This is a genomic window from Nocardia glycosmidis (genome assembly GCF_052545115.1).
This window is the reverse complement of record NZ_JBQWRH010000007.1, coordinates 89,131-109,086: the sequence shown is the minus strand read 5'-3', so window position 1 is coordinate 109,086 and position 19,956 is coordinate 89,131. Positions and strand designations below refer to the sequence as shown.

The window sequence follows — 19,956 nt, the reverse complement described above, 5'->3', positions numbered from 1 at the left end:
AATGCCCGTGTGGAATCCGATCGCGCCAAGGGCCTTTGCTACCTGGTCTGCTGCCTGGTCGGATGTCGTTTCGCGCACGGATCGCGTACCGGACGGCGCGTCGCCGGGGGCGGGCGCGCGGTGTTGACCTGGGCGATCACCCATACCGGCGCCGCATAGCTGGATGTCTGTCGGGTGGATGTGCCATTGTCAAAGACGTTGTAACTGCATCCGGAGCAGTCGGCGGATGCGTTCGCGTCTCTGCTCGGCGGTGCAAAATACCTCGGCGCGTACATGTTTCGGAGAATTTCCGGGCTTGCGTGCGGAACGGCTCGGCGCGTAAGTAGGAGAGGCACACCACGATGACGGCGGATCGATTGATCGCGGGACGATACCGGCTCACGGATCCGATCGGCACAGGAGCCATGGGTGTGGTCTGGCGAGCCGCCGACGTGCGGTTGCAACGCACCGTCGCGGTCAAGCAGGTGCTGCTCGGTCCCGGGCTGTCCGGGTCGGCAGCGCTGGAGGCGAAGCTGCGCGCCATGCGGGAGGGCCGGATCGCGGCGCGTCTGCATCACCCGAACGCCATCACCGTCTTCGACGTCGCGGAGGAAGACGGGCAGCCCTGGCTGGTCATGGAGTACCTGAACGCTCCGAGCCTGGCGGCCAGACTGTCGGGTAATCGCACCCTGGCCCCGGTGGAAGTCGCCAAGATCGGCGCACAGGCCGCCAGCGCTCTGGCCGCCGCGCACGACGCGGGCATCATGCACCGCGACGTCAAACCGGCCAACCTCTTGGTCGCCGACGACGGCACGGTGAAGATCACCGACTTCGGTATCTCCCGGGCGGTCGGCGACGTGACGGTCACGGCCACCGGCTTTCTCGCCGGGACACCCGCCTACCTCGCGCCGGAGGTCGCCCGCGGCGAGAATCCGGAGCCGGCCTCCGACGTCTTCGCCCTCGGCTCGACGTTGTACGCGGCGGTGCAGGGCAGTCCGCCGTTCGGCGAGGGTGACAATCCGCTCGCGCTGCTGCACGCGGTGGCCCGGGCCGAGATCTCGCCGCCGGAGTCCGCGGGCCCGCTCGCTCCGGTGCTGATGCGATTGCTCGCTGCGAGCATCGACGCCCGGCCGACCATGCACGAGGCGAAAGAGGCGCTGGAAGCCGTTGCCGCGGGCCGGAATCCGGAGCTACCCGCCCCGGTGACGAAGATGATGCCCGCGCCGGGCACGGCCGCGACAACGGTGCTGCCGCGAGGGGCCGCGACCGCGTCGACCGAGCGATCGGCCGATTCCGGCGCGACTTCGGTCGTGCCCGCCGCGGTCATGGATCCGAACGTGCCGCAGGCGGCCGCTGTCCGACGTACGCCGATGACGTCGAGACGCCGTGTGGGCGCCCCCTTGCCGCGTGTCCTGGCGGGGTCGCGCCGCGCACGGATGCTCGCGATAGCCGCCGCGGCGATTGCCGGAGTGCTGATCCTGGCTGGAATCGTGGCGACGGTGACCGCCGGGAACCGCGACGGGGCCGGCGCCGCAGCGACATCGGCGGTCGTGGCTGCGGGCGATGCCGCCGAGCATTCGCCGTCGGCCGATACGGCCGGGCCGGCCTCGGCGCAGGCTCCGGTGCACGGGCCTTCCGCCGCGTCCGGTCCCGCGCCGGTGAGTACTTCCGCGGCCGCGGCACCCGCACCCGCGACCACACTTCCGGCGAACCCCACCCCAGGACCGAATTCCGTCGCACCCACGCCGACTCCGTCGGCCCGGACGACGACGCCGCCTGGCACGTCGACCACGACGGTCCCGACCGGAACGACCACTCGGTCCGGCCCGCCGACGCCCGACCGGATCGCCTCCTTCCTCCAGGGCTACTACGGCATGTTGCCCGGCAACGTGTCCGGCGCCTGGTCCCAGCTGTCGCCTGGCTATCAGGCGCAGACCGGCTACGACTCCTATGTGAACTTCTGGGGCACCATTCGTGCGGTGCGCGTGGGTTCGGTCACCCAGAGCGGTGCGAATCGGGCTGTGGTCGCGCTGACCTATACCCTGAAGAACGGCACGACGACTTCGGAGAACCGATGGATCGAGGTCGCCGGGGACAGTGCCAAACTGCAGATCGCCGCATCGGGTACCTGACAGAGGAGATAGACCGAACGTGACAGCGCGACTGGCCGGAGTGCTCTGGGACATGGACGGCACGCTGCTCGACTCGGAAAAGCTCTGGGACATCGCGGTACGCGAACTGGCGCGCGAACACGGCCACGAAATGACCGACGTCATCCGGCACGCGCTGATCGGCGCGTCCGGCCCGAATGCCCTGCGGATCATGTTCACCGGACTGGGCATCGAGCCGAGCCCGGCGTCGCTGCAGGCCGCGGGGGAGTTCCTGGACCGGCGGGTGACCGAGCTGATGACCGGGCCCATTCCGTGGCGGCCCGGTGCGAAGGACGCGCTGGCCATGGTCCGTGCGGCGGGTCTGCCCAGCGCTCTGGTCACCAATACCAAGCGGTCGCTGACCGAATTCGGACTCGAGACCCTCGGTCGCGATTTCTTCGATGTCTCGGTCTGCGGCGATGAGGTGGCGCACGGCAAGCCGGAGCCGGATGTCTATCTGCGCGCCGCCGAGTTGCTCGATCTGGATCCGAGACAGTGTGTAGCGGTGGAGGATTCGCCGACCGGTGCGCGTGCGGCCCAGGCAGCCGGCTGCGCGGTGCTGGTGGTGCCCTGCGAGATTTCGGTGCCGTCGGCGCGCGGGAGGGTATTCCGGGACTCGCTGGTCGGACTGACCCTCGGTGACCTCGAGAAGGCTCTGCGCGTGCTGCTTTGACCCGTTCCAGCGAGGGTCCCGTCCGGCGGTGCCCGGCCTTGATTTTCCGAGATTTACTGTGCCGCAACGGGTGTGCGCGCACCTCTGTGGTGTGAGCTTGATCACCGGCAATCTCGCCGAATCTCGGGCGTGTTGGCCGGCGCTGCACGAAAATTACGTCATGGCGGCGTTGAGCGTACTCGACGAAATCGTTGATACCGCACGGTACCCTCTCGCGGATCCCGACGGTCCGAATCTCGAGGCCGTAGTGCGCCGTGCCCGTGCGGAGCTGGCGGACGATGGCTGCACTGTACTGCGCGGCTTCATCCGGCCGGAGTTGACCGACACGCTCCGGGCGCAGGGCGAGCAGATGGCACCGCACGCGTACTACGAGGTCGAGCAGGTCAACGCATACAATATTCCGCTGGATGCCGAACTGCCGCACGATCATCCGGGCCGGATCGTGCTCGAACGCGGCAACGCCTTCGTGCCGCGCGACCACATCCCCGCTGACGCGCTGATCCACCGGCTCTACATCAACGAGCTGTTCCAGCGGTTCGTTGCCGAATGCTTCGGCCTCGCAGAACTGTACGAGTTCGCCGATCCCCTGGCCGGGCTGTGTCTGAATGTCGTGGCGCCGGGCATGTCGCATCCCTGGCATTTCGACACCAACGAATTCACCGTCTCGATGCTGACCCAGCCGGCGGACAGTGGCGGCGTCTTCGAATACTGCCCGAATATCCGTACCCCCGAGGCGGAGCACCTCGATGACGTGCGGGCAGTACTGACCGGCGCCGGTGCGCGTTCGGTGCAGCGGCTCGAACTGCGTCCGGGTGACTTGCAGCTGTTCCGCGGTCGCTTCTCGTTGCACCGCGTCTCGCCGGTCAGTGGTGCACGCCAGCGCCACTCGGCCATCTTCGCCTACACCGATCGCCCCGGAATGGTCGGCACGGTGGAACGCACTCGGCAGCTCTTCGGCCGAGTGCTGCCCGACCACCTAGCCGCCGCGGCCGACGCTGTCCGGGGCGATCGACTGCTCGACTGAGCCGAACGGCTCGACTGACCGAGCTCGACCGGAGAGGACCGACAGTGTTAGTGCCGTTACACACCACCGGGAAAGCGTCTTTCGACGACATCTACGACCGCCCCGATCCGCGCGCGTACTACGCGCGCATGTCCGAGCTGGACTATCGCATTCCGGAACTGGCGAAGCCGATCTTCCAACAGCAGATCCGAGAGTATCGGGCCTCCGCCCGGGTCTCCGCCCCAACGGTCTTGGACATCGGCTGCTCCTATGGTGTGAACGCTGCGCTGCTGCGTTTCGACACGACGTTCCGCGACCTGGCCGAACACTACGCCGATGCTGCCTGCGACCGCGCCGGCCTGATCCGGCGCGACCGAGCCCGGACGGCGGGGGCGGGACCGGCCGCGGTCCGCTTTCTCGGCATGGACGTCGCCCGCCCCGCCCTCGGATACGCGCGTGAGGCCGGACTCATGCACGACGTGGTCCACGCGGACCTGGAATCCGGCGAGCCGACCGACGAGCAACGTGCGCTGCTGTCCACCGCCGATCTGGTCGTTTCCACCGGTTGTATCGGGTACGTCACCGAGAAGACCCTGACGCGCGTAGCCACGGCGCACCCGCGCAGGCGGCCGTGGATGGCACACTTCGTATTGCGCATGTTCGACTTCGCTCCGATCGCGGCGGAACTCGCCGCGATCGGCTACCGGACCGAGCAGGTGCCAGGGTTGTACGAGCAGCGCAGGTTCGCCTCCGAGGCCGAGCAGGCGCGCGTGCTGAACACCCTGTCCGACAATGGGATCGACACCACCGGCCGGGAAGAACAAGGGTGGCTGTACGCCACGCTGTACGTGTCCAGGCCGCTGCCGAAACGTCACGCCGACACCGAGGATCCGCATTGACCGAACTCACGTTCGCTGCCGACGACCACCTGCCCAGGGTTCCTTTACCGACGCTGGAGGACAGCTGCCGCCGGTTCCTGCAGTGGTGTGCGCCGCTGCTGACCGCCGACGAACTCGCGGCCACTCGGACCGCGGTCGAGGACCTGCTGCGCGCCGATGGGCCGGGCCGCGTCCTGCACGCGGCGCTCGCGGAGTACGACGCGACACCCGGGGTGGGCAGCTGGCTGGATCTGTTCTGGCCGTCGCGGTATCTGGGCCGGCGGGACCGGATCGCGCTGAACGCGAACTTCTTCTTCCTGTTCCGGGACGACACGCCGCTGGCCACGTCCACGGCCGCGACTCAGGTGGATCGGGCCGCCGGCATCATCTGCGCTGCGGTCGACTACAAGCTGGCCCTGGATCAGGAGGCCATCGCGCCGGTGACCCAGCGCGGACAGCAGCTGTCGATGTGGCAGAACAAGTACCTGTTCTCCGAGACCCGGATTCCCGGCGTCGAGCAGGACACGGTGCGGGTCCCCTACAGCGACGAGTGGCCCGGTCACTCGGACGCCCGGCATATCGTGGTGTTCTTCCGCGGCAGCACCTTCCGGATGGACGTGATCGGTCCGGACGGGACGCCCTACTCGCCGGAGGATCTCGCGGACGGGCTGCGCGCGGTGCTGAAGGCGGGCTCGCGCCCGGCCCGCACCGACAGCGCGGTGGGGCACCTGACCACCAAGGCCCGCGCGGAATGGGCCGCGAGCAGGCAGGCGCTGCTGGCCGAGCCCGCGAATGTCGCGGCGCTGGACACCATCGAAACCGCGCTGTTCGCCATCTGTCTCGAGGATTTCGCGCCGCGCGACGAATTGCATGCCTGCGATCAGTTGTTGCACGGCGACAGCGCGAACCGGTGGTTCGACAAGTCGGTGTCGTTCATCGTCTTCGGCGACGGCCAGGCGGGTATCAACGTCGAGCACTGCGGGCTGGACGGCACCACCGTCCTGTCGTTCGTGGATGCCCTGCTGGAGACCGCGGTGCCGGAGCACGCCACCCGCTGCGGGGCGCGAGCGCAAGGGCTGCCCAGCGTCGAGCCGATCGAGTTCGTCCTCGATGCGGCGCAGCGCCGCGATATCGCCGCGTCCGGCGCCGCCTTCGCCCGCTATGCCGCCGAGAACGCCACGCAGACCGTGTCATTCCCGGATTTCGGCACCACTCGCGCCAAGCAACTGGGCATCTCGCCCGACGCGTTCGCGCAGCTGAGCTACCAGCTCGCCCACCGGCGCAGCAAGGGACTCACCGGCGCCACCTACGAGTCCATCGCGACCAGGCAGTACCGTAACGGCCGCACCGAGGCCATGCGGGTGGTCACCCCCGAGATGGTCGCGTTCGTGGACACGATGCAGGACCCGTCCGCCGATGCCGCCGCGAAGCTCGCCGCGGCGCGCGCGGCGGCGGCCGCGCACGTGGAGCGGGCCAAGCGGTGCCAGGCCGGGGACGCGCCCGAACAGCACCTGTGGGAGCTGGAATGGGTCCAGCGCCGCCGCGGCGCGGAACTGGGTGTCACCGATCCGATACCGCTCTACGCCAGCCCCGGCTGGACGATCATGCGCGACGACTATCTGAGCACCAGCTCGGCCCCGTCGGTGAATATCCGTTATTTCGGTTTCGGCTCCACCAGCTCCCGGTGCATCGGCGTTGCCTACGTCTTGCTCCCGGACCGCTGGAATATCTATCTCGCCACACCCGAACCGGTCGCCGACCAGATGCACAGCTTTGCCGACCACCTGCGCACGGCTGTCGCGGATCTGACCGCGCTGCTGGCCGGAGGCTAGGCGCGGCCCGCCCGGTCCCCGCGCACTCTCCGAGTGGGCGGGGCCGGGCGGTCGTCGGTGGCCACCGTGGACCAGTGCGATCGGCCAGAGCGATGGGCCAGAGCAACAGGCCCGCATCCGGGTCTGAAACAATGGCTCATCGTGAAGAACTTCGAATCCCTGTTCGCCGAACTGCAGGATCGTGCGGTCAACCGCCCGGCGGGGTCCGGAACCGTTGCGGCGCTGGCCGCGGGCGTGCACACCCAGGGTAAGAAGGTGCTCGAGGAGGCCGGTGAGGTGTGGCTGGCCGCCGAACACGAGAGCGACGAGTCGCTCGCCGAGGAGATCTCCCAGCTGCTGTACTGGGTGCAGGTGCTGATGGTGGGCCGCGGGCTGAAGCTCGAAGACGTGTATCGACATCTGTGACGGCTGTCCGATTGCCGGTTTCTCCTCCCGAAAGGACTCCCCATGCTGCGCGTCGCAGTCCCCAATAAAGGTGCCCTGTCCGAATCCGCCGTCTCGATCCTCGCCGAGGCGGGCTACCGCAAGCGCACCGACTCGCGCGACCTGACCGTGCTCGATCCCGCCAACCAGGTCGAGTTCTTCTTCCTGCGGCCCAAGGACATCGCGATCTACGTCGGCTCCGGTGAACTCGATCTGGGCATCACCGGGCGTGATCTCGCGCTGGATTCCGGCGCACCCGTGCAGGAGCGGCTCGCTCTCGGCTTCGGGCGCTCCACCTTCCGCTACGCGGCCCCGGCCGGACGGGAGTGGAAGGTCGAAGATCTCTACGACAAGCGCATCGCGACCTCCTACCCGAACCTGGTGCGCAGCGATCTGCGCCGTCGCGGTATCGAGGCCGAGGTGATCCGCCTGGACGGTGCGGTGGAGATCTCCATCCAGCTCGGCGTCGCCGACGCCATCGCCGACGTCGTCGGCTCCGGGCGTACGCTGCGCCAGCACAATTTGGTCGCCTTCGGCGAATCACTCTGCGACTCCGAAGGCGTGCTCGTCGAACGCGAGGACGCCGACCGGGACGACCGGGCGCGCAATCAGCTCGTCGCCCGCATCCAGGGCGTGGTCTTCGCCCAGCAGTACGTGATGCTGGACTACGACTGCCCCAAGGACCTGCTGGACGCGGCATTCGTCATCACCCCGGGGCTGGAATCGCCCACCGTGGCTCCGTTGGCCGACACCGGCTGGGTCGCGGTGCGTGCGCTCGTTCCCCGCAAGCAGAGCAACGAGCTGATGGACAAACTGGCCGACCTGGGCGCGAAAGCCATCCTGGCTACCGACATTCGCTCCTGCCGCGCATTTTGACCGCCGCAATCGCCCGGCTCGCGTGATTCGGTCACGCTGAGCGCAATCGGTGTGCGCTGTGCTGCGATGTTGCTACCGTTCGGCCTCTCGATGCGGAACGCCAGGAGTGCCCATGTCACAGCCATTACCCGAGGAACGCTCGGGCAGCACATTCCCGTGGTACGAGGACTGGTCGGCCGCGACGGTCGGCCTGGTCCTGATCGCGCTGGTCCTGCTCGGCGTGATCCCGGACCGGCTGGTGCCGTGATGGCGGACGCTTCCACCCGGTCAGGCGGCCCCTGCCTCGGCCGGCGTCTCTGCCTCGGTCGGCGTCCCGTCCGCTGATTGCATCGCCGCACCGGTCGGCCAGCCGGGATAGGGCGGTGGGGTGCCGCCGAACTCCGGGCACAGCGGCTTGTAGTCGCAGTAGGAACACAGCAAGCTGGTGTTCGGCTGGAAGTCCCCGGTGCGGCCAGCCGCCAGGATGGCCGCCCACAACGCCGACAGCGTGCGCTCGAAGCGCAACAACTCCTGCTCGTCGGGGGTGTAGGTGAGGATCTGTGCGTCGGCCAAGTAGATCAGCCGCAGCTGAGCAGGCACCACGCCACGGGTGCGCAGCACCACCAGCGCGTAGAACTTCAACTGGAGCAGCGCCTTCGTCTCCTGCATCGGCCCCGGCGCGCGACCGGTCTTGTAGTCGACGACGCGCAGTGCTCCGCTCGGGGCGACGTCGATCCGGTCGACGAAACCGCGCAGCAGCGCACCGTCGTCCAATTCGACCTCGACATGTGCCTCGCGCGATTCCGGATCGAACCGGGTCGGATCCTCCAGCAGGTAGTACCGCCGCACCAGCGCGCGCGCCTCGTTGAGAAACGCGTCGCGTTCCTCGTCGACGATCAACTCGGCGACTTCGGGGCGCTCGGCGCGCACACGAGCCCAAGCCGCGGTCACCAGTCCGTCGGCCCGTTCGGGTCGGCGCTCGGCCGCGGGCAGCCCGTAGAGGTCCTCCAGCGCCGCGTGCACCACCGTGCCGCGCACCATGTGCCGCGACGGCTGCTCGGGGATCCGATCGATCGCACGCAACCGGTACTTCAGCGGGCACTGTTTGAAATCCATTGCCCGGGAAGGCGACAACGCGGGCCTGGCGCGGCTCGCTGTCGCCTCGGGCCCGGACGCCTTCGCGTCGTCGGCAGGGGGCGTGGATACGGGCGAGCGCATACCTGGCAGGCTATCCGGCGGCACCGACACACCGGTGCCGCGACAGCACGGATTCGAATCAGCGGAACGGAGATTCATGACGGCCAGACGGACCGGGCCATTCATCGTCGGTGACCGGGTGCAGCTGACCGATGCCAAAGGGCGCCTGTACACGGTGGTCTTGGAGCCGGGCAAGGAGTTCCACACCCATCGCGGCGGCATCAAGCACGACAGCCTGATCGGCGCCGACGAGGGCAGTGTGGTGCACTCCACCAACGGCACGCCGTATCTGGCGCTGCGTCCGCTGCTGATCGACTACGTGCTGTCCATGCCGCGCGGAGCGGCGGTGATCTACCCGAAGGACGCCGCGCAGATCGTACACGAGGGCGACATGTTCCCCGGCGCGCGCGTGCTCGAGGCCGGTGCGGGTTCCGGCGCGCTCACCTGCTCGCTGTTGCGAGCGGTTGGGCCGCAGGGACAGGTGATCTCCTACGAGATTCGCGCCGACCACGCCGAACACGCCGTTCGTAACGTGGAGACGTTCTTCGGCGAACGTCCGGCAAACTGGTCGCTGACGGTCGGCGACGTCGCAGGCTATACCGGGGGGCCGGTCGACCGGGCGATACTGGACATGCTCGCGCCGTGGGACGCGTTGCCCGCGATATCCGCGGCGCTGGTGCCGGGCGGTGTGCTGATCGTCTACGTGGCCACGGTCACCCAGCTGTCGAAGGTGGTCGAGGCGCTACGCGAGCAGGAGTGCTGGACCGAGCCCCGCTCTTGGGAGTCACTGGTGCGGCCCTGGCATGTGGTCGGCCTCGCTGTGCGCCCGGAACATCGCATGCAAGGTCACACCGCCTTCCTGGTCAGCGCGCGCAGGCTGGCAGAGGGCACCGTGACCCCCAAGCCGCAGCGCAGGCCCTCGAAAGGGTGAGCGTGGCCGGGCGGGCGGCCGGTGCGCCCGCCCGGCGGAGCGTTCGGTTCAGGCCGGGACGCAGGGCGCCTGCGCGAAGCCGAGCAGCAGGCAGCCGCTCGTGTCCGAGAGCTTCCAGGTTCCATTGACGTTTTCCCAGTTCAGCGGAACAGCGGGGGCGGATCCGTGCGGGGAGTTGATGGTCACCTGCGCGTTCGCGGTGTTGCCCTGGGTGGTGACGTCGGCGACCGTGAAGGTGAGCGTGTAACCCTGCAGTCCGGCGTTCATCCGGTCGATGTTCGAGGCCCGCTGCTCACCGTTGACGATCAGCTTCGTCTTCTCCGTCGTGGGCACGGTGGGGTCGGCGAGTTGGGCCAGTACCGCCCGCAGCGTCTCGGCGGTCGGCGCGCCCGGTGCATGGTCGCCGTGGCCCTGGGTAATCGACGTCGCGGTGGCCGAGGTCACCGGCGAGGTCGTGGCGGCGGAATCATGGTCGGAGCCACACGCCGCCAGTCCGCAGGAGATGGCCAGCGCCGCCGCGGTGGCAACGGAAACGCGCAGAGTTCTGGCGGTGAGGAGCATAGTCAGCAACCTTTCGGTGTGATCGACGAGCGGGCTCGCCAAGGGCTGGTTAGGGCAGGCTAACATGGTGGTCCGTCGTTGATCGCGGCCCAGATGTGATCACGAAGAAACCATGTCGGAAGGCGCGAACGGGTCGCGCCCGGTAGCGTTGATAGACCGGGACTGGGAGGAGCAGCACATGAGCCCCATCGAGAATTCGGATTCGGCGGCCTGGAGAGAGCTCGAGGCAGTGCGCGCCGAGGCGGCTGCACTCCGAAGGCAACTCGCCGATTCGCCGGATCACGCACGGGAATTGGAAGCCCGCATCGATTCGCTGACCATTCGCAACACGAAGCTGATGGACACCCTCAAGGAAGCGCGCCAGCAGTTGGTCGCGCTGCGCGAGGAGGTCGATCGGCTGGGCCAGCCACCGAGCGGATACGGCATTCTGATCGGCGTGTTCGACGATCAGACGGTCGACGTGTTCACCTCGGGTCGCAAGATGCGGTTGACGTGTTCGCCGAACATCGAGACCTCGACGCTCGAGTACGGCCAGACCGTCCGCCTCAACGAGGCGCTCACCGTCGTCGAGGCCGGTCACTACGACGCGGTCGGCGAGATCGGAACCCTTCGGGAGATCCTCGACGACGGACGTCGCGCCCTCGTCGTCGGGCATGCCGACGAGGAGCGCGTGGTCTGGCTGGCCGGTCCGCTGGCCAACATCGCCGAGCTCGACGATCTGGAAGACCCCGATTCCCCGATCCGCAAGCTGCGGCCCGGTGACTCGCTCCTGGTCGACACCAAGGCCGGGTTCGCGTTCGAGCGCATCCCCAAGGCCGAGGTCGAGGACCTCGTGCTGGAGGAGGTCCCGGACGTCGACTACGGCGATATCGGTGGTCTGGGCCGGCAGATCGAGCAGATCCGGGACGCGGTGGAACTGCCGTTCCTGCACAAGGACCTGTTCCGTGAGTACGCGCTGCGCCCGCCGAAGGGCGTGCTGCTCTACGGTCCGCCCGGCTGCGGTAAGACGCTCATCGCCAAGGCGGTGGCGAACTCGCTGGCCAAGAAGATCGCCGAGGCGCGCGGTGAGGATGCCAAGGAAGCCAAGTCCTTCTTCCTGAACATCAAGGGCCCCGAGCTGCTGAACAAGTTCGTCGGCGAGACCGAGCGGCATATCCGGATCATCTTCCAGCGGGCCCGGGAGAAGGCGTCCGAGGGCACCCCGGTGATCGTGTTCTTCGATGAGATGGACTCGATCTTCCGTACCCGCGGATCCGGCGTTTCCTCGGACGTGGAGACCACGGTCGTGCCTCAGTTGCTGTCGGAGATCGACGGCGTCGAGGGCTTGGAGAACGTCATCGTGATCGGTGCCTCCAACCGCGAGGACATGATCGATCCGGCTATTCTGCGGCCGGGCCGGCTGGACGTGAAGATCAAGATCGAGCGTCCGGACGCGGAGTCGGCGCAGGACATCTTCTCGAAGTACCTCACCGAGCACCTGCCGCTGCACGAGGACGATCTGGCGGAGTTCGGCGGCGACAAGGTGCTGTGCATCGCCGCGATGATCGAGCGGGTCGTCGACCGGATGTACGCCGAGAGTGAGGACAACCGCTTCCTGGAGGTCACCTACGCCAACGGAGACAAGGAGGTCCTCTACTTCAAGGACTTCAACTCCGGCGCCATGATCCAGAACATCGTGGACCGCTCCAAGAAGTACGCCATCAAGGCCGTACTCGATACCGGCAATCCGGGTCTGCGCATCCAGCATCTCTACGATTCGATCGTGGACGAGTTCTCCGAGAACGAGGACCTGCCCAACACCACGAATCCCGATGACTGGGCACGCATCTCGGGCAAGAAGGGCGAGCGGATCGTCTACATCCGCACGCTGGTCACGGGTAAGAACGCCAGCGCAAGCCGCGCGATCGATACCGAGTCGAACACCGGTCAGTACCTGTAAGGTTCGCCGACCAGAGGGCCGCGTCTCCACCGGAGGCGCGGCCTTCTGGCGTAGTGGCGCTGCCGGAGCCGGACCGGGCAACGGCCGTGGTGGTCGCCGCCGGGGCTTCGGCTACTTCGGCACGCCACCGGACGACGCGGGCACGGTGGTGTGGGTGGGCCGCCTCACCACCAGCCGAGGATCGGCGATAATTGCCGGTCGAGTTCCGGCGCGAGCGATCGTGAGTAGCTGGCTGTGAGGTGATGCTCGTCGTGATAGATCAAGATGTTGCCTTCGACGACCGCGCACACTTCACGTTCGCAGACCGCGTCGGACAGGTCCAGCGGGAAGATATTGGGGAACGCGGCGGCGAACTCCAGGGCCGGATTGACCTCGTCGAGCGCGGCCCTGCGCGGCATGCCGCAGCTGATCGGATCGCCCTGCTGGGCCAGGCAATCGATCGCCCGGTACCGCACGCCGTCCCGGCGCAGCCATGGTGTGTCGCGAATGGCGAGCACGTTGAGCCCGCGCTCGGCCAATTGCGACCACACGTCCAGATAGTCGGTGGGAGTCTCGTCGCCGGCGCCGTCCCGCGGGCGGGTCGCGGTGGTGAAGACCCACTCCGGCCGCTGCACGCCCAAACGGTCGATGACCGCGGCCGACCAATCGCGGCAGTCCGGGTTGGCCTCGCCCTTGTACAACGGTTGCGCCGCCACGGTCAGCGGGCAGCCCATCTTCAGATAGACCTCGATGCGGAAGCCGTGTTTGCGAGCCAGCAGGTCCAGAGCGGGAACCCAATGTTCGGCGTGCGAGCTTCCTACCACCGCCATGGTGTGTTGCGCGTGCGCGTCTCCGTAGCTGCAGGTGATGACGTCGCGGGTGTCCCAGTCCGCGATGCAGCCGTCGCGCGCCGGATAGGCGAGGTCCGCCGACGCTTCGTACATGGTCGGGCGCATCGCTACTCGGAGCACGCTCGCCCCGTTGACCAGCGCTTCCGCTCCGGGGTAGCGCACCGGGTCCAGACCGGCCACCGCCTCCGGCGGGTTCACCCACGTCGCCACCCGTTCGGTCACCGACGCCGTGACCACCACGAGGCCGAGCGCTACGACCAGGCGGCCGACCCGGCGGGCGGGCGCGGGCGTCCGGGCGGGCGATCGCCCCTGTAGCGGCTTTTCGACGAACCTGTTCGTCAGGTAGGCGAGCACCAGCGAAACCCCGATGACGCCGAGTCCGCCGCCGAATCCCGCGGTCGCGCTTGTGGCCCGCGCGAGAACGAAGATGAGGATCGGCCAGTGCCACAGGTACAGCGCGTAGGCCAGCTCGCCGAGCCGCACCATCACGGACGCGCCGAGCAGCCGGTTGGGCAGCGGCTGCGCAGCACCGGACAGATTGCTGCCCGCCAGGATCAGCGCCAGCGCGGCGCCCACCGGAACCAGCGCCGCCGGGCCGGGAAACCGGTCGGCGCCGTCGATCAGCCAGCCACAGGTCAGCACCGCGATCGTGCCGAGGGCGGCGGCGACCACGCGGACCGGACGCGGTGGGGACAGCCAGGGCGCGGCGATCGCGAGGAGCGCTCCGGCCAGCAACTCCCAGGCCCGCGCGAAGCTGTCGTAGTAATTCCAGGCCTGCTGCACCGCGGTGCCGTGCGCGGCGTAAACGAAGGAGGCGGTCCCGCACAGGGCAAGGACGATCGTCAAGGTGGGTCGCAGCGCCCGGAGGCCCCCGAAATGCCTGCACAGCCGCGCCACGAGCGCCACAAGGAGCAAGGCGGTCAGGGAGAACTGCGTCTGCACCGCGATCGACCACAGATGTTGCAGCGGGCTCACGGACGGATCTGCCGCCAGGTAGTCCGACCACGACAGCGCCAGATACCAGTTCTGGCAGTACAGCAGCGACGCCAGGGTTTGCGCGGCCATCTCGCCCCACTGGGTGAACGGACGCAGGAGAACGGTGGCCGCGACCACCGCGGCCAGTACCGTCACCAACGTTGGCAGTAGCCTGCGTGCCAGCCTGCGCGCGGTCTGCCGGACCGGTACCGCGCCGGTGGATTCCGCGCCGCGCAGCAGCGATCCGGTGCCGAAGAAGCCCGATAGGACCAGGAATACGTCCACCCCGCCGGAGACCCGGCCGAACCAGACGTGGAACGCCACGACCAGCGCGATCGCGACCCCACGCAGTCCGTCCAGATCGTGCCGGTAACCGCCGTCCCGCTCGCCCGGCGGTGCTGCCGGCGCGACGACGAGCGCACCCGGTCGTCGCCACCGGCTGACCGCTCGGGCAACCGTCACCGGACGCGCGTACCGCGGCCGAATCGCCGACCGGAAGTGACGGCTCGGCAACGAACGAATGTACGGGGCATGTCCTCTCTTACCACGCGCGTGGTCGACCACCGTCCAACTCTGGGGCGGCGTGTCGGTCGGAAATGGCTGATACGGACAATTCGGTCACCTTGCGGTAATGGGGTGGTCCGCGGTCGATAGGGTGGTGTCGTGAACGTTGAGGTGACACCCCTGCCGGGTATCGGTGTGCGCAAGGAGTTTCCGCTGGCCAACACGCGGCGCCGGATAGGGGTGATCGATCATCGTGACGGCACAATGGACCTGATCGTGAGCAAGGTCGACAACCCCGATGAGACCGAACAGATACCGCTGTCCGCCAACGAGGCCGCGGTGCTGGCCAACCTGCTCGGCGCGCCGCAGCTGGTCGAGCAGTTGCGCGAAGAGCACCGCCAGTTCACCGGCCTGACCACGCGCCAGATGTCCATTGCGGACCGGTCCCGCTACGACGGACGCAGGCTGGGCGAGACCCAGATGCGCACACGGACAAAAGCATCCATCGTCGCGGTGGTGCGTGGCGGGCAGCCGATTCCGTCACCGGGGCCGGACTTCGCCTTCACCGCCGGTGACGTGCTCGTCGTCGTCGGCACCGTGGAGGGTCTCGACACCGCCGCCAAGATCCTGTCCGACGGCTGAGCGGCGATGGTGGCACATGAGACTGCACTCGCGCTGATCCAGCTGGGCGCGGTGTTCTTCGGCCTCGGGCTGCTCGGCCGGATCGCCGCACGCATCGGTATGTCGCCGATCCCGCTCTACCTGATCGGCGGGCTGGTATTCGGCACCGGCGGCTTGGTCGAACTGCGGCAGGTCGACGAGTTCATCCACCTGGCCAGCGAAATCGGCGTCGTCCTGCTGCTTCTGCTGCTCGGACTGGAATACAGTGCGGCGGAGCTGGTCACCGGTATGCGCCGGTCGTGGGCCGCGGGCGTCCTGGATATCGTGCTCAACGCGACTCCGGGCGTGCTGGTCGCGCTCGCGCTCGATTGGGGTTTCACCGGTGCGATCGCGATGGCGGGCGTCACGTACATCTCGTCCTCGGGCATTGTCGCGAAGGTGCTCAACGATCTGGGCAGGCTCGGCAACCGCGAGACACCGGTGGTGCTGTCCATCCTGGTGTTCGAAGACCTGGTGATGGCCGGGTATCTGCCGGTGCTCACCGCGGTGCTGGCCGGGGCCGGTTTCCTCGCCGGGCTGAAGACGTTGAGCATTGCCCTGGTCGCGGTCACCGTGGTGCTGATCGTCGCGCTGCGCTACGGCCGCTACGTCTCCGCCATCGTCGACAGCGAGGTTCGCGAGATCTTCCTGTTGAAGCTACTCGGTTCCGCGCTGCTGGTGGCCGGAGCGGCTTCCGCGGTGCAGGTGTCCGCGGCGGTCGGCGCGTTCCTGCTCGGTATCGCGATCTCGGACTCGACCGCGCACAACGCCACCAAGGTTCTGGAGCCGCTGCGAGATCTGTTCGCGGCCCTGTTCTTCGTGCTGTTCGGACTGAGCACCGACCCGGCGACCATCCCGCCGGTACTGGGTTGGGCGTGCCTGCTGGCGTTGGTCACCACGGTGAGCAAGGTCGCTACCGGATGGTGGGCCGCCAAGCGGGCCGGTGCGGGTTACTACGGCCGGGCCCGCGCGGGCACCGCACTGGTCGCCCATGGTGAATTCTCGATCGTCATCGCGGGTCTCGCCGTCGCTTCGGGCGCCGTTTCCGGCGAGTTCGCCGCTCTGGCGACCACTTACGTGCTGCTGATGGCGGTTCTCGGCCCGATCGCCAGCCGAATCGTCGAACCGGTCCTCGCGCTGGTCCTGCGTCGCCGCGCCCGGATGCACTGACGGTTGCCGCCGGTCCCATTCCTGTGATGCACACCGTCCCGAAAAGCGGGGTGGCGGTGCCGGATCGGCACCGCCACCCGTGGCGATACTCAGTTGCGTACCGCGGTAACCGAATCGAGAACGACATCGAGGGCGGGCGCACCGTCGCCCAAGCCGCCCTTGCTGCCGGCGGCGGCGATGGAGGTGAGCACGTCCATTCCCGCGGTGACCCGCCCGAACGGCGTGTAGTCCGGCGGCAGCTGGCTATCGCGGTAGACCAGGAAGAACTGGCTGCCGTTGGTGCCGGGGCCCGAATTCGCCATCGCGACAGTGCCCGCCGGGTACGAGGCGCCCGCGAGGTTCTCGTCGGGGAAGCGATAGCCGGGGCCGCCGGTACCCATCGCGGTCGGGTCGCCGCATTGCAGGACGTAGAGGCCTTCGGTGGTGATCCGGTGACACTTCGTGTGGTCGAAGTACTGCTCACCGGCTAGGAAGACGAACGAGTTCACCGTGCGCGGGGCGCGCGCCGCGTCCAGCGCGATGCTCACGGTGCCGCACGTGGTGGCCAGCGTCGCTGTGTACCGGGCGCTGGGATCAATGGACAGGCCGGGCTCGGCGGCCCACTGCTTGCCGTTCGGCTGACCCGCGACCGGAGCGCCGCAGGTGGTGGGCGCTTGCTGCCGTGCCGGTCCCGGGTTCGCCGAGACGCCGCCGGCGGTGAACATCGCCACCGTCACGCCGAGGGCCAGGACTGCGATAACCCGCAGCGAGCGCCGCGGAAGGCGACGGCGCCCCGCGCGCGGACCGTGGACGAGTTGTCGCGCCTGCACTTTGCTCACCGCTGGAAATCTCCTTCACTCGGGTTGCACACCGGACGATGCAGCGCGAATCATTTCATTTCGCCCTGACCGGCGTGGCTGTACGGGCTCGATTACCCACCAGCGGGTGGCGGCACACCGGTGGTGGGCGAGACCATCGGCTCGTGGGCGACTGCCCGTACGCATTCGGCGTCGACCCGCACGCGAAATGTGACCGGCTCAGAGAACCAGGCTATCGAAACTATTTCCGAGATCTCGGAATACAGGTGAACTGATTATCGGTGAAGTATAAAAAAGTATGGGAATCTTTCGAGCAGCGCTGCTCCAGATGAACTGGACAGGCGACAAGGAGTCCATGCTCGAGGCGCACGAGGACTACGCCCGGCAGGCCGCCGCGCAGGGCGCCGAGGTGATCTGCTTCCAGGAGCTGTTCTACGCACCGTACTTCTGCCAACGGCAGGACTCGACGTTCTACGACTACGCCGAATCGGTGCCCGGTCCCACCACGGAGCGATTCGCCGCGCTGGCAAGGGAATTGGGGCTGGTGATGATCCTGCCGGTCTACGAGCAGGAACAACCGGGCCTGCGCTACAACACGGCGGCGGTGCTCGACGCCGACGGCAGTTATCTCGGCAAGTACCGCAAACATCACATTCCGCACGTGCACGGTTTCTGGGAGAAATTCTACTTTCGGCCGGGGAACCTGGGCTGGCCGGTGTTCGACACCGCGGTCGGCAAAGTCGGCGTCTATATCTGCTACGACCGCCACTTCCCCGAGGGCTGGCGGGCGCTGGGACTGGCGGGCGCCGAGATCGTGTTCAACCCTTCGGCCACCTCGCGCGGCCTGTCCGGCTACCTGTGGAAGCTGGAGCAGCCTGCCGCCGCGGTGGCCAACGAGTACTTCATCGGGGCTATCAACCGGGTCGGGATCGAGGAGTACGGCGACGACGATTTCTATGGCACCAGCTACTTCGTCGACCCGGAGGGCAAGTTCGTCGGCGATGTCGCCTCCGATACCGGGCCTGAGCTGGTGATCCGCGATGTGGACCTGGACCTGATCAAGGTGGTGCGCGACCGCTGGGCTTTCTACCGCGATCGCCGCCCCGACGCGTATGGGCCGCTGGTGGCCCCCTGAGGCCGGGAGTTCGAAATGAAGCGCACATTCATCCACGGCGGCACGGTGGTCTCGGCCACCGGGTCGCAACCCCTCGATGTGTTCATCGACGGTGAGACCATTGTCGCGGTCCTGTTTCCGGGCTCCTGCGCGCTCGGCGCGGACCTCGCCGAATCCGCCGACGTGGTACTCGACGCGACCGGCAAGTACGTGATCCCGGGCGGCGTGGACGGGCACACCCACATGCAGATGCCCTTCGGCGGCACCGAGGCCTCCGACACGTTCGAGACCGGCACCCGCGCCGCCGCCTGGGGCGGCACCACCACCATCGTCGACTTCGCAGTCCAGAAACCGGGGGAGCGTCTGCAAGAAACGCTCGGCGCCTGGCATCAGAAGGCGGCCGGACAGTGCGCGGTCGATTACGGCTTCCATCAGATCATCGGCGAGGTCGATGACGAATCCCTGAAAGGAATGAGCGAATTGGTGGCGGAGGGCGTCACCAGCTTCAAGCTCTTCATGGCCTACCCCGGCGTCTTCTACTCCACCGACGGTCAGATCCTGCGGGCCATGCAGTCCGCGGGAGAACTGGGCGCGCTGCTGATGATGCACGCGGAGAACGGCATCGCCATCGACGTGCTGGTCGAACAGGCGATCGCGCGCGGCGATACCGCGCCCTACTTCCATGGCACGAGCAGGCCGTGGCAAATGGAGGAGGAGGCCACTCATCGCGCGATCATGCTGGCCCACCTGACCGGTGCGCCCCTGTATGTCGTGCACGTCTCGGCCCAGCAGGCGCTGGCTCAGATCGCCGCCGCGCGCGACAGCGGGCAGAACGTCTTCGGCGAGACCTGTCCGCAGTACCTCTATCTTTCGCTCGAGGAGCAGTTGGGCGCACCTGGTTTCGAGGGTGCCAAGTGGGTGTGCTCGACACCGCTGCGGTCCAGGGCCGAAGGACACCAGGACGAGCTGTGGCGCTACCTACGCACCGGCGATGTCGCCACCGTCAGCACCGACCACTGCCCGTTTTGCATGAAAGGCCAGAAGGACCTGGGCGTCGACGATTTCAGCAAGATTCCCAACGGCATCGGCGGTGTCGAGCATCGCATGGACCTGATGTTCCAGGGCGTCCGGAGCGGGAAGATCTCGCTGGAACGCTGGGTCGAGGTCTGCTGCACCACGCCCGCCCGGATGTTCGGCATGTATCCGCGCAAAGGTGTGATCAGCCCGGGCGCGGACGCCGATATCGTGATCTACGACCCCAAGGGCCACACCAGTGTCGGGTTGGCCAAGACCCACCATATGAACATGGACTACTCGGCCTACGAGGGCTTCGAGATCGACGGCCATGTCGACACAGTGCTGTCTCGTGGCTGGGTAATCGTCGACGGCAATGCCTATCTCGGTAGCACGGGGCACGGCCGGTTCGTCAAACGCGAACTTTCACAGAACCTGATCTGACGCCACATTCCGATCCTCGAATGGAGA

General features: G+C 67.6%; 18 protein-coding genes. 14 read left to right on the top strand and 4 right to left on the bottom strand.

Translation table 11 applies throughout. The features are described 5' to 3' along the window. Positions 1 to 341 precede the first annotated feature (341 nt). The 8 genes from ACT86A_RS11175 to ACT86A_RS11140 all read left to right on the top strand — a co-directional run bounded on the left by ACT86A_RS11175 (position 342) and on the right by ACT86A_RS11140 (position 8,061). Positions 342 to 2,111, top strand: a complete 1,770-nt coding sequence (locus ACT86A_RS11175) for a serine/threonine-protein kinase (protein ID WP_445091988.1) — start codon at positions 342 to 344, stop codon at positions 2,109 to 2,111. Positions 2,112 to 2,130: 19 nt separating this feature from the next. Next, the gene (locus tag ACT86A_RS11170; RefSeq protein ID WP_445091987.1) at positions 2,131 to 2,802 is read left to right on the top strand and encodes an HAD family hydrolase; all 672 of its coding nucleotides are present in this window, start codon (positions 2,131 to 2,133) and stop codon (positions 2,800 to 2,802) included. Positions 2,803 to 2,962: 160 nt separating this feature from the next. Then, positions 2,963 to 3,826 (top strand): HalD/BesD family halogenase, encoded by an 864-nt coding sequence (locus tag ACT86A_RS11165; protein ID WP_445091986.1) that lies wholly within the window; start codon positions 2,963 to 2,965, stop codon positions 3,824 to 3,826. 44 nt (positions 3,827 to 3,870) lie between these two features. Next, positions 3,871 to 4,704 carry a class I SAM-dependent methyltransferase gene (locus ACT86A_RS11160; RefSeq protein WP_445091985.1) on the top strand — a complete coding sequence of 278 codons (834 nt, stop codon included), beginning with the start codon at positions 3,871 to 3,873 and terminating at the stop codon, positions 4,702 to 4,704. After that, entirely contained in the window at positions 4,701 to 6,515 is a 1,815-nt protein-coding gene (locus tag ACT86A_RS11155; RefSeq protein WP_445091984.1) for a choline/carnitine O-acyltransferase, read from the top strand. The genes ACT86A_RS11160 and ACT86A_RS11155 overlap by 4 nt, the downstream gene beginning before the upstream one ends. A 123-nt stretch (positions 6,516 to 6,638) precedes the next feature. Beyond that, complete coding sequence (locus ACT86A_RS11150) at positions 6,639 to 6,920, top strand: phosphoribosyl-ATP diphosphatase (RefSeq protein ID WP_445092136.1); 282 nt, start codon at positions 6,639 to 6,641, stop codon at positions 6,918 to 6,920. Between the two features lie 42 nt (positions 6,921 to 6,962). Further along, entirely contained in the window at positions 6,963 to 7,814 is an 852-nt protein-coding gene (gene hisG / locus ACT86A_RS11145) for an ATP phosphoribosyltransferase (protein ID WP_445091983.1), read from the top strand. Positions 7,815 to 7,926: 112 nt separating this feature from the next. After that, the gene (locus ACT86A_RS11140) at positions 7,927 to 8,061 is read left to right on the top strand and encodes a hypothetical protein (RefSeq protein ID WP_445091982.1); all 135 of its coding nucleotides are present in this window, start codon (positions 7,927 to 7,929) and stop codon (positions 8,059 to 8,061) included. 20 nt (positions 8,062 to 8,081) lie between these two features. On the opposite strand, the gene ACT86A_RS11135 is transcribed toward ACT86A_RS11140, so the two are convergent. After that, positions 8,082 to 9,011, bottom strand: a complete 930-nt coding sequence (locus tag ACT86A_RS11135; RefSeq protein ID WP_445091981.1) for a RecB family exonuclease — start codon at positions 9,009 to 9,011, stop codon at positions 8,082 to 8,084. Positions 9,012 to 9,087: 76 nt separating this feature from the next. On the opposite strand from ACT86A_RS11135, the gene ACT86A_RS11130 reads away from it, so the two are divergent. Beyond that, on the top strand, positions 9,088 to 9,921 hold the full coding sequence (locus tag ACT86A_RS11130; protein ID WP_445091980.1) for a tRNA (adenine-N1)-methyltransferase: 834 nt from the start codon (positions 9,088 to 9,090) through the stop codon (positions 9,919 to 9,921). Positions 9,922 to 9,969: 48 nt separating this feature from the next. Here ACT86A_RS11130 and ACT86A_RS11125 read toward each other — a convergent pair whose 3' ends face one another. Continuing rightward, positions 9,970 to 10,482 carry a WKL family lipoprotein gene (locus tag ACT86A_RS11125; protein WP_445091979.1) on the bottom strand — a complete coding sequence of 171 codons (513 nt, stop codon included), beginning with the start codon at positions 10,480 to 10,482 and terminating at the stop codon, positions 9,970 to 9,972. A gap of 178 nt (positions 10,483 to 10,660) precedes the next feature. On the opposite strand from ACT86A_RS11125, the gene arc reads away from it, so the two are divergent. Continuing rightward, the gene (gene arc / locus ACT86A_RS11120) at positions 10,661 to 12,421 is read left to right on the top strand and encodes a proteasome ATPase (protein WP_445091978.1); all 1,761 of its coding nucleotides are present in this window, start codon (positions 10,661 to 10,663) and stop codon (positions 12,419 to 12,421) included. A 164-nt stretch (positions 12,422 to 12,585) separates the two neighbouring features. Here the strand turns inward: arc and ACT86A_RS11115 are convergent, their stop codons facing one another. Continuing rightward, complete coding sequence (locus tag ACT86A_RS11115) at positions 12,586 to 14,688, bottom strand: acyltransferase family protein (protein WP_445091977.1); 2,103 nt, start codon at positions 14,686 to 14,688, stop codon at positions 12,586 to 12,588. Positions 14,689 to 14,889: 201 nt separating this feature from the next. Here ACT86A_RS11115 and ACT86A_RS11110 point away from each other — a divergent pair, with 201 nt between their 5' ends. After that, positions 14,890 to 15,372, top strand: coding sequence for a cation:proton antiporter regulatory subunit (locus tag ACT86A_RS11110; protein ID WP_445091976.1), 483 nt, complete (start codon positions 14,890 to 14,892; stop codon positions 15,370 to 15,372). A gap of 6 nt (positions 15,373 to 15,378) precedes the next feature. Further along, positions 15,379 to 16,560: a cation:proton antiporter gene (locus ACT86A_RS11105; protein ID WP_445091975.1), complete on the top strand. Its 1,182-nt coding sequence runs from the start codon at positions 15,379 to 15,381 to the stop codon at positions 16,558 to 16,560. Between the two features lie 89 nt (positions 16,561 to 16,649). Here ACT86A_RS11105 and ACT86A_RS11100 read toward each other — a convergent pair whose 3' ends face one another. Then, positions 16,650 to 17,378: a peptidylprolyl isomerase gene (locus tag ACT86A_RS11100; RefSeq protein WP_445091974.1), complete on the bottom strand. Its 729-nt coding sequence runs from the start codon at positions 17,376 to 17,378 to the stop codon at positions 16,650 to 16,652. Positions 17,379 to 17,655: 277 nt separating this feature from the next. Between ACT86A_RS11100 and ACT86A_RS11095 the strand changes: the two genes are divergently transcribed. Further along, on the top strand, positions 17,656 to 18,492 hold the full coding sequence (locus ACT86A_RS11095) for a nitrilase-related carbon-nitrogen hydrolase (protein WP_445091973.1): 837 nt from the start codon (positions 17,656 to 17,658) through the stop codon (positions 18,490 to 18,492). 15 nt (positions 18,493 to 18,507) lie between these two features. Further along, complete coding sequence (hydA, locus tag ACT86A_RS11090; RefSeq protein WP_445091972.1) at positions 18,508 to 19,929, top strand: dihydropyrimidinase; 1,422 nt, start codon at positions 18,508 to 18,510, stop codon at positions 19,927 to 19,929. The last annotated feature ends 27 nt before the right edge of the window (positions 19,930 to 19,956 follow it).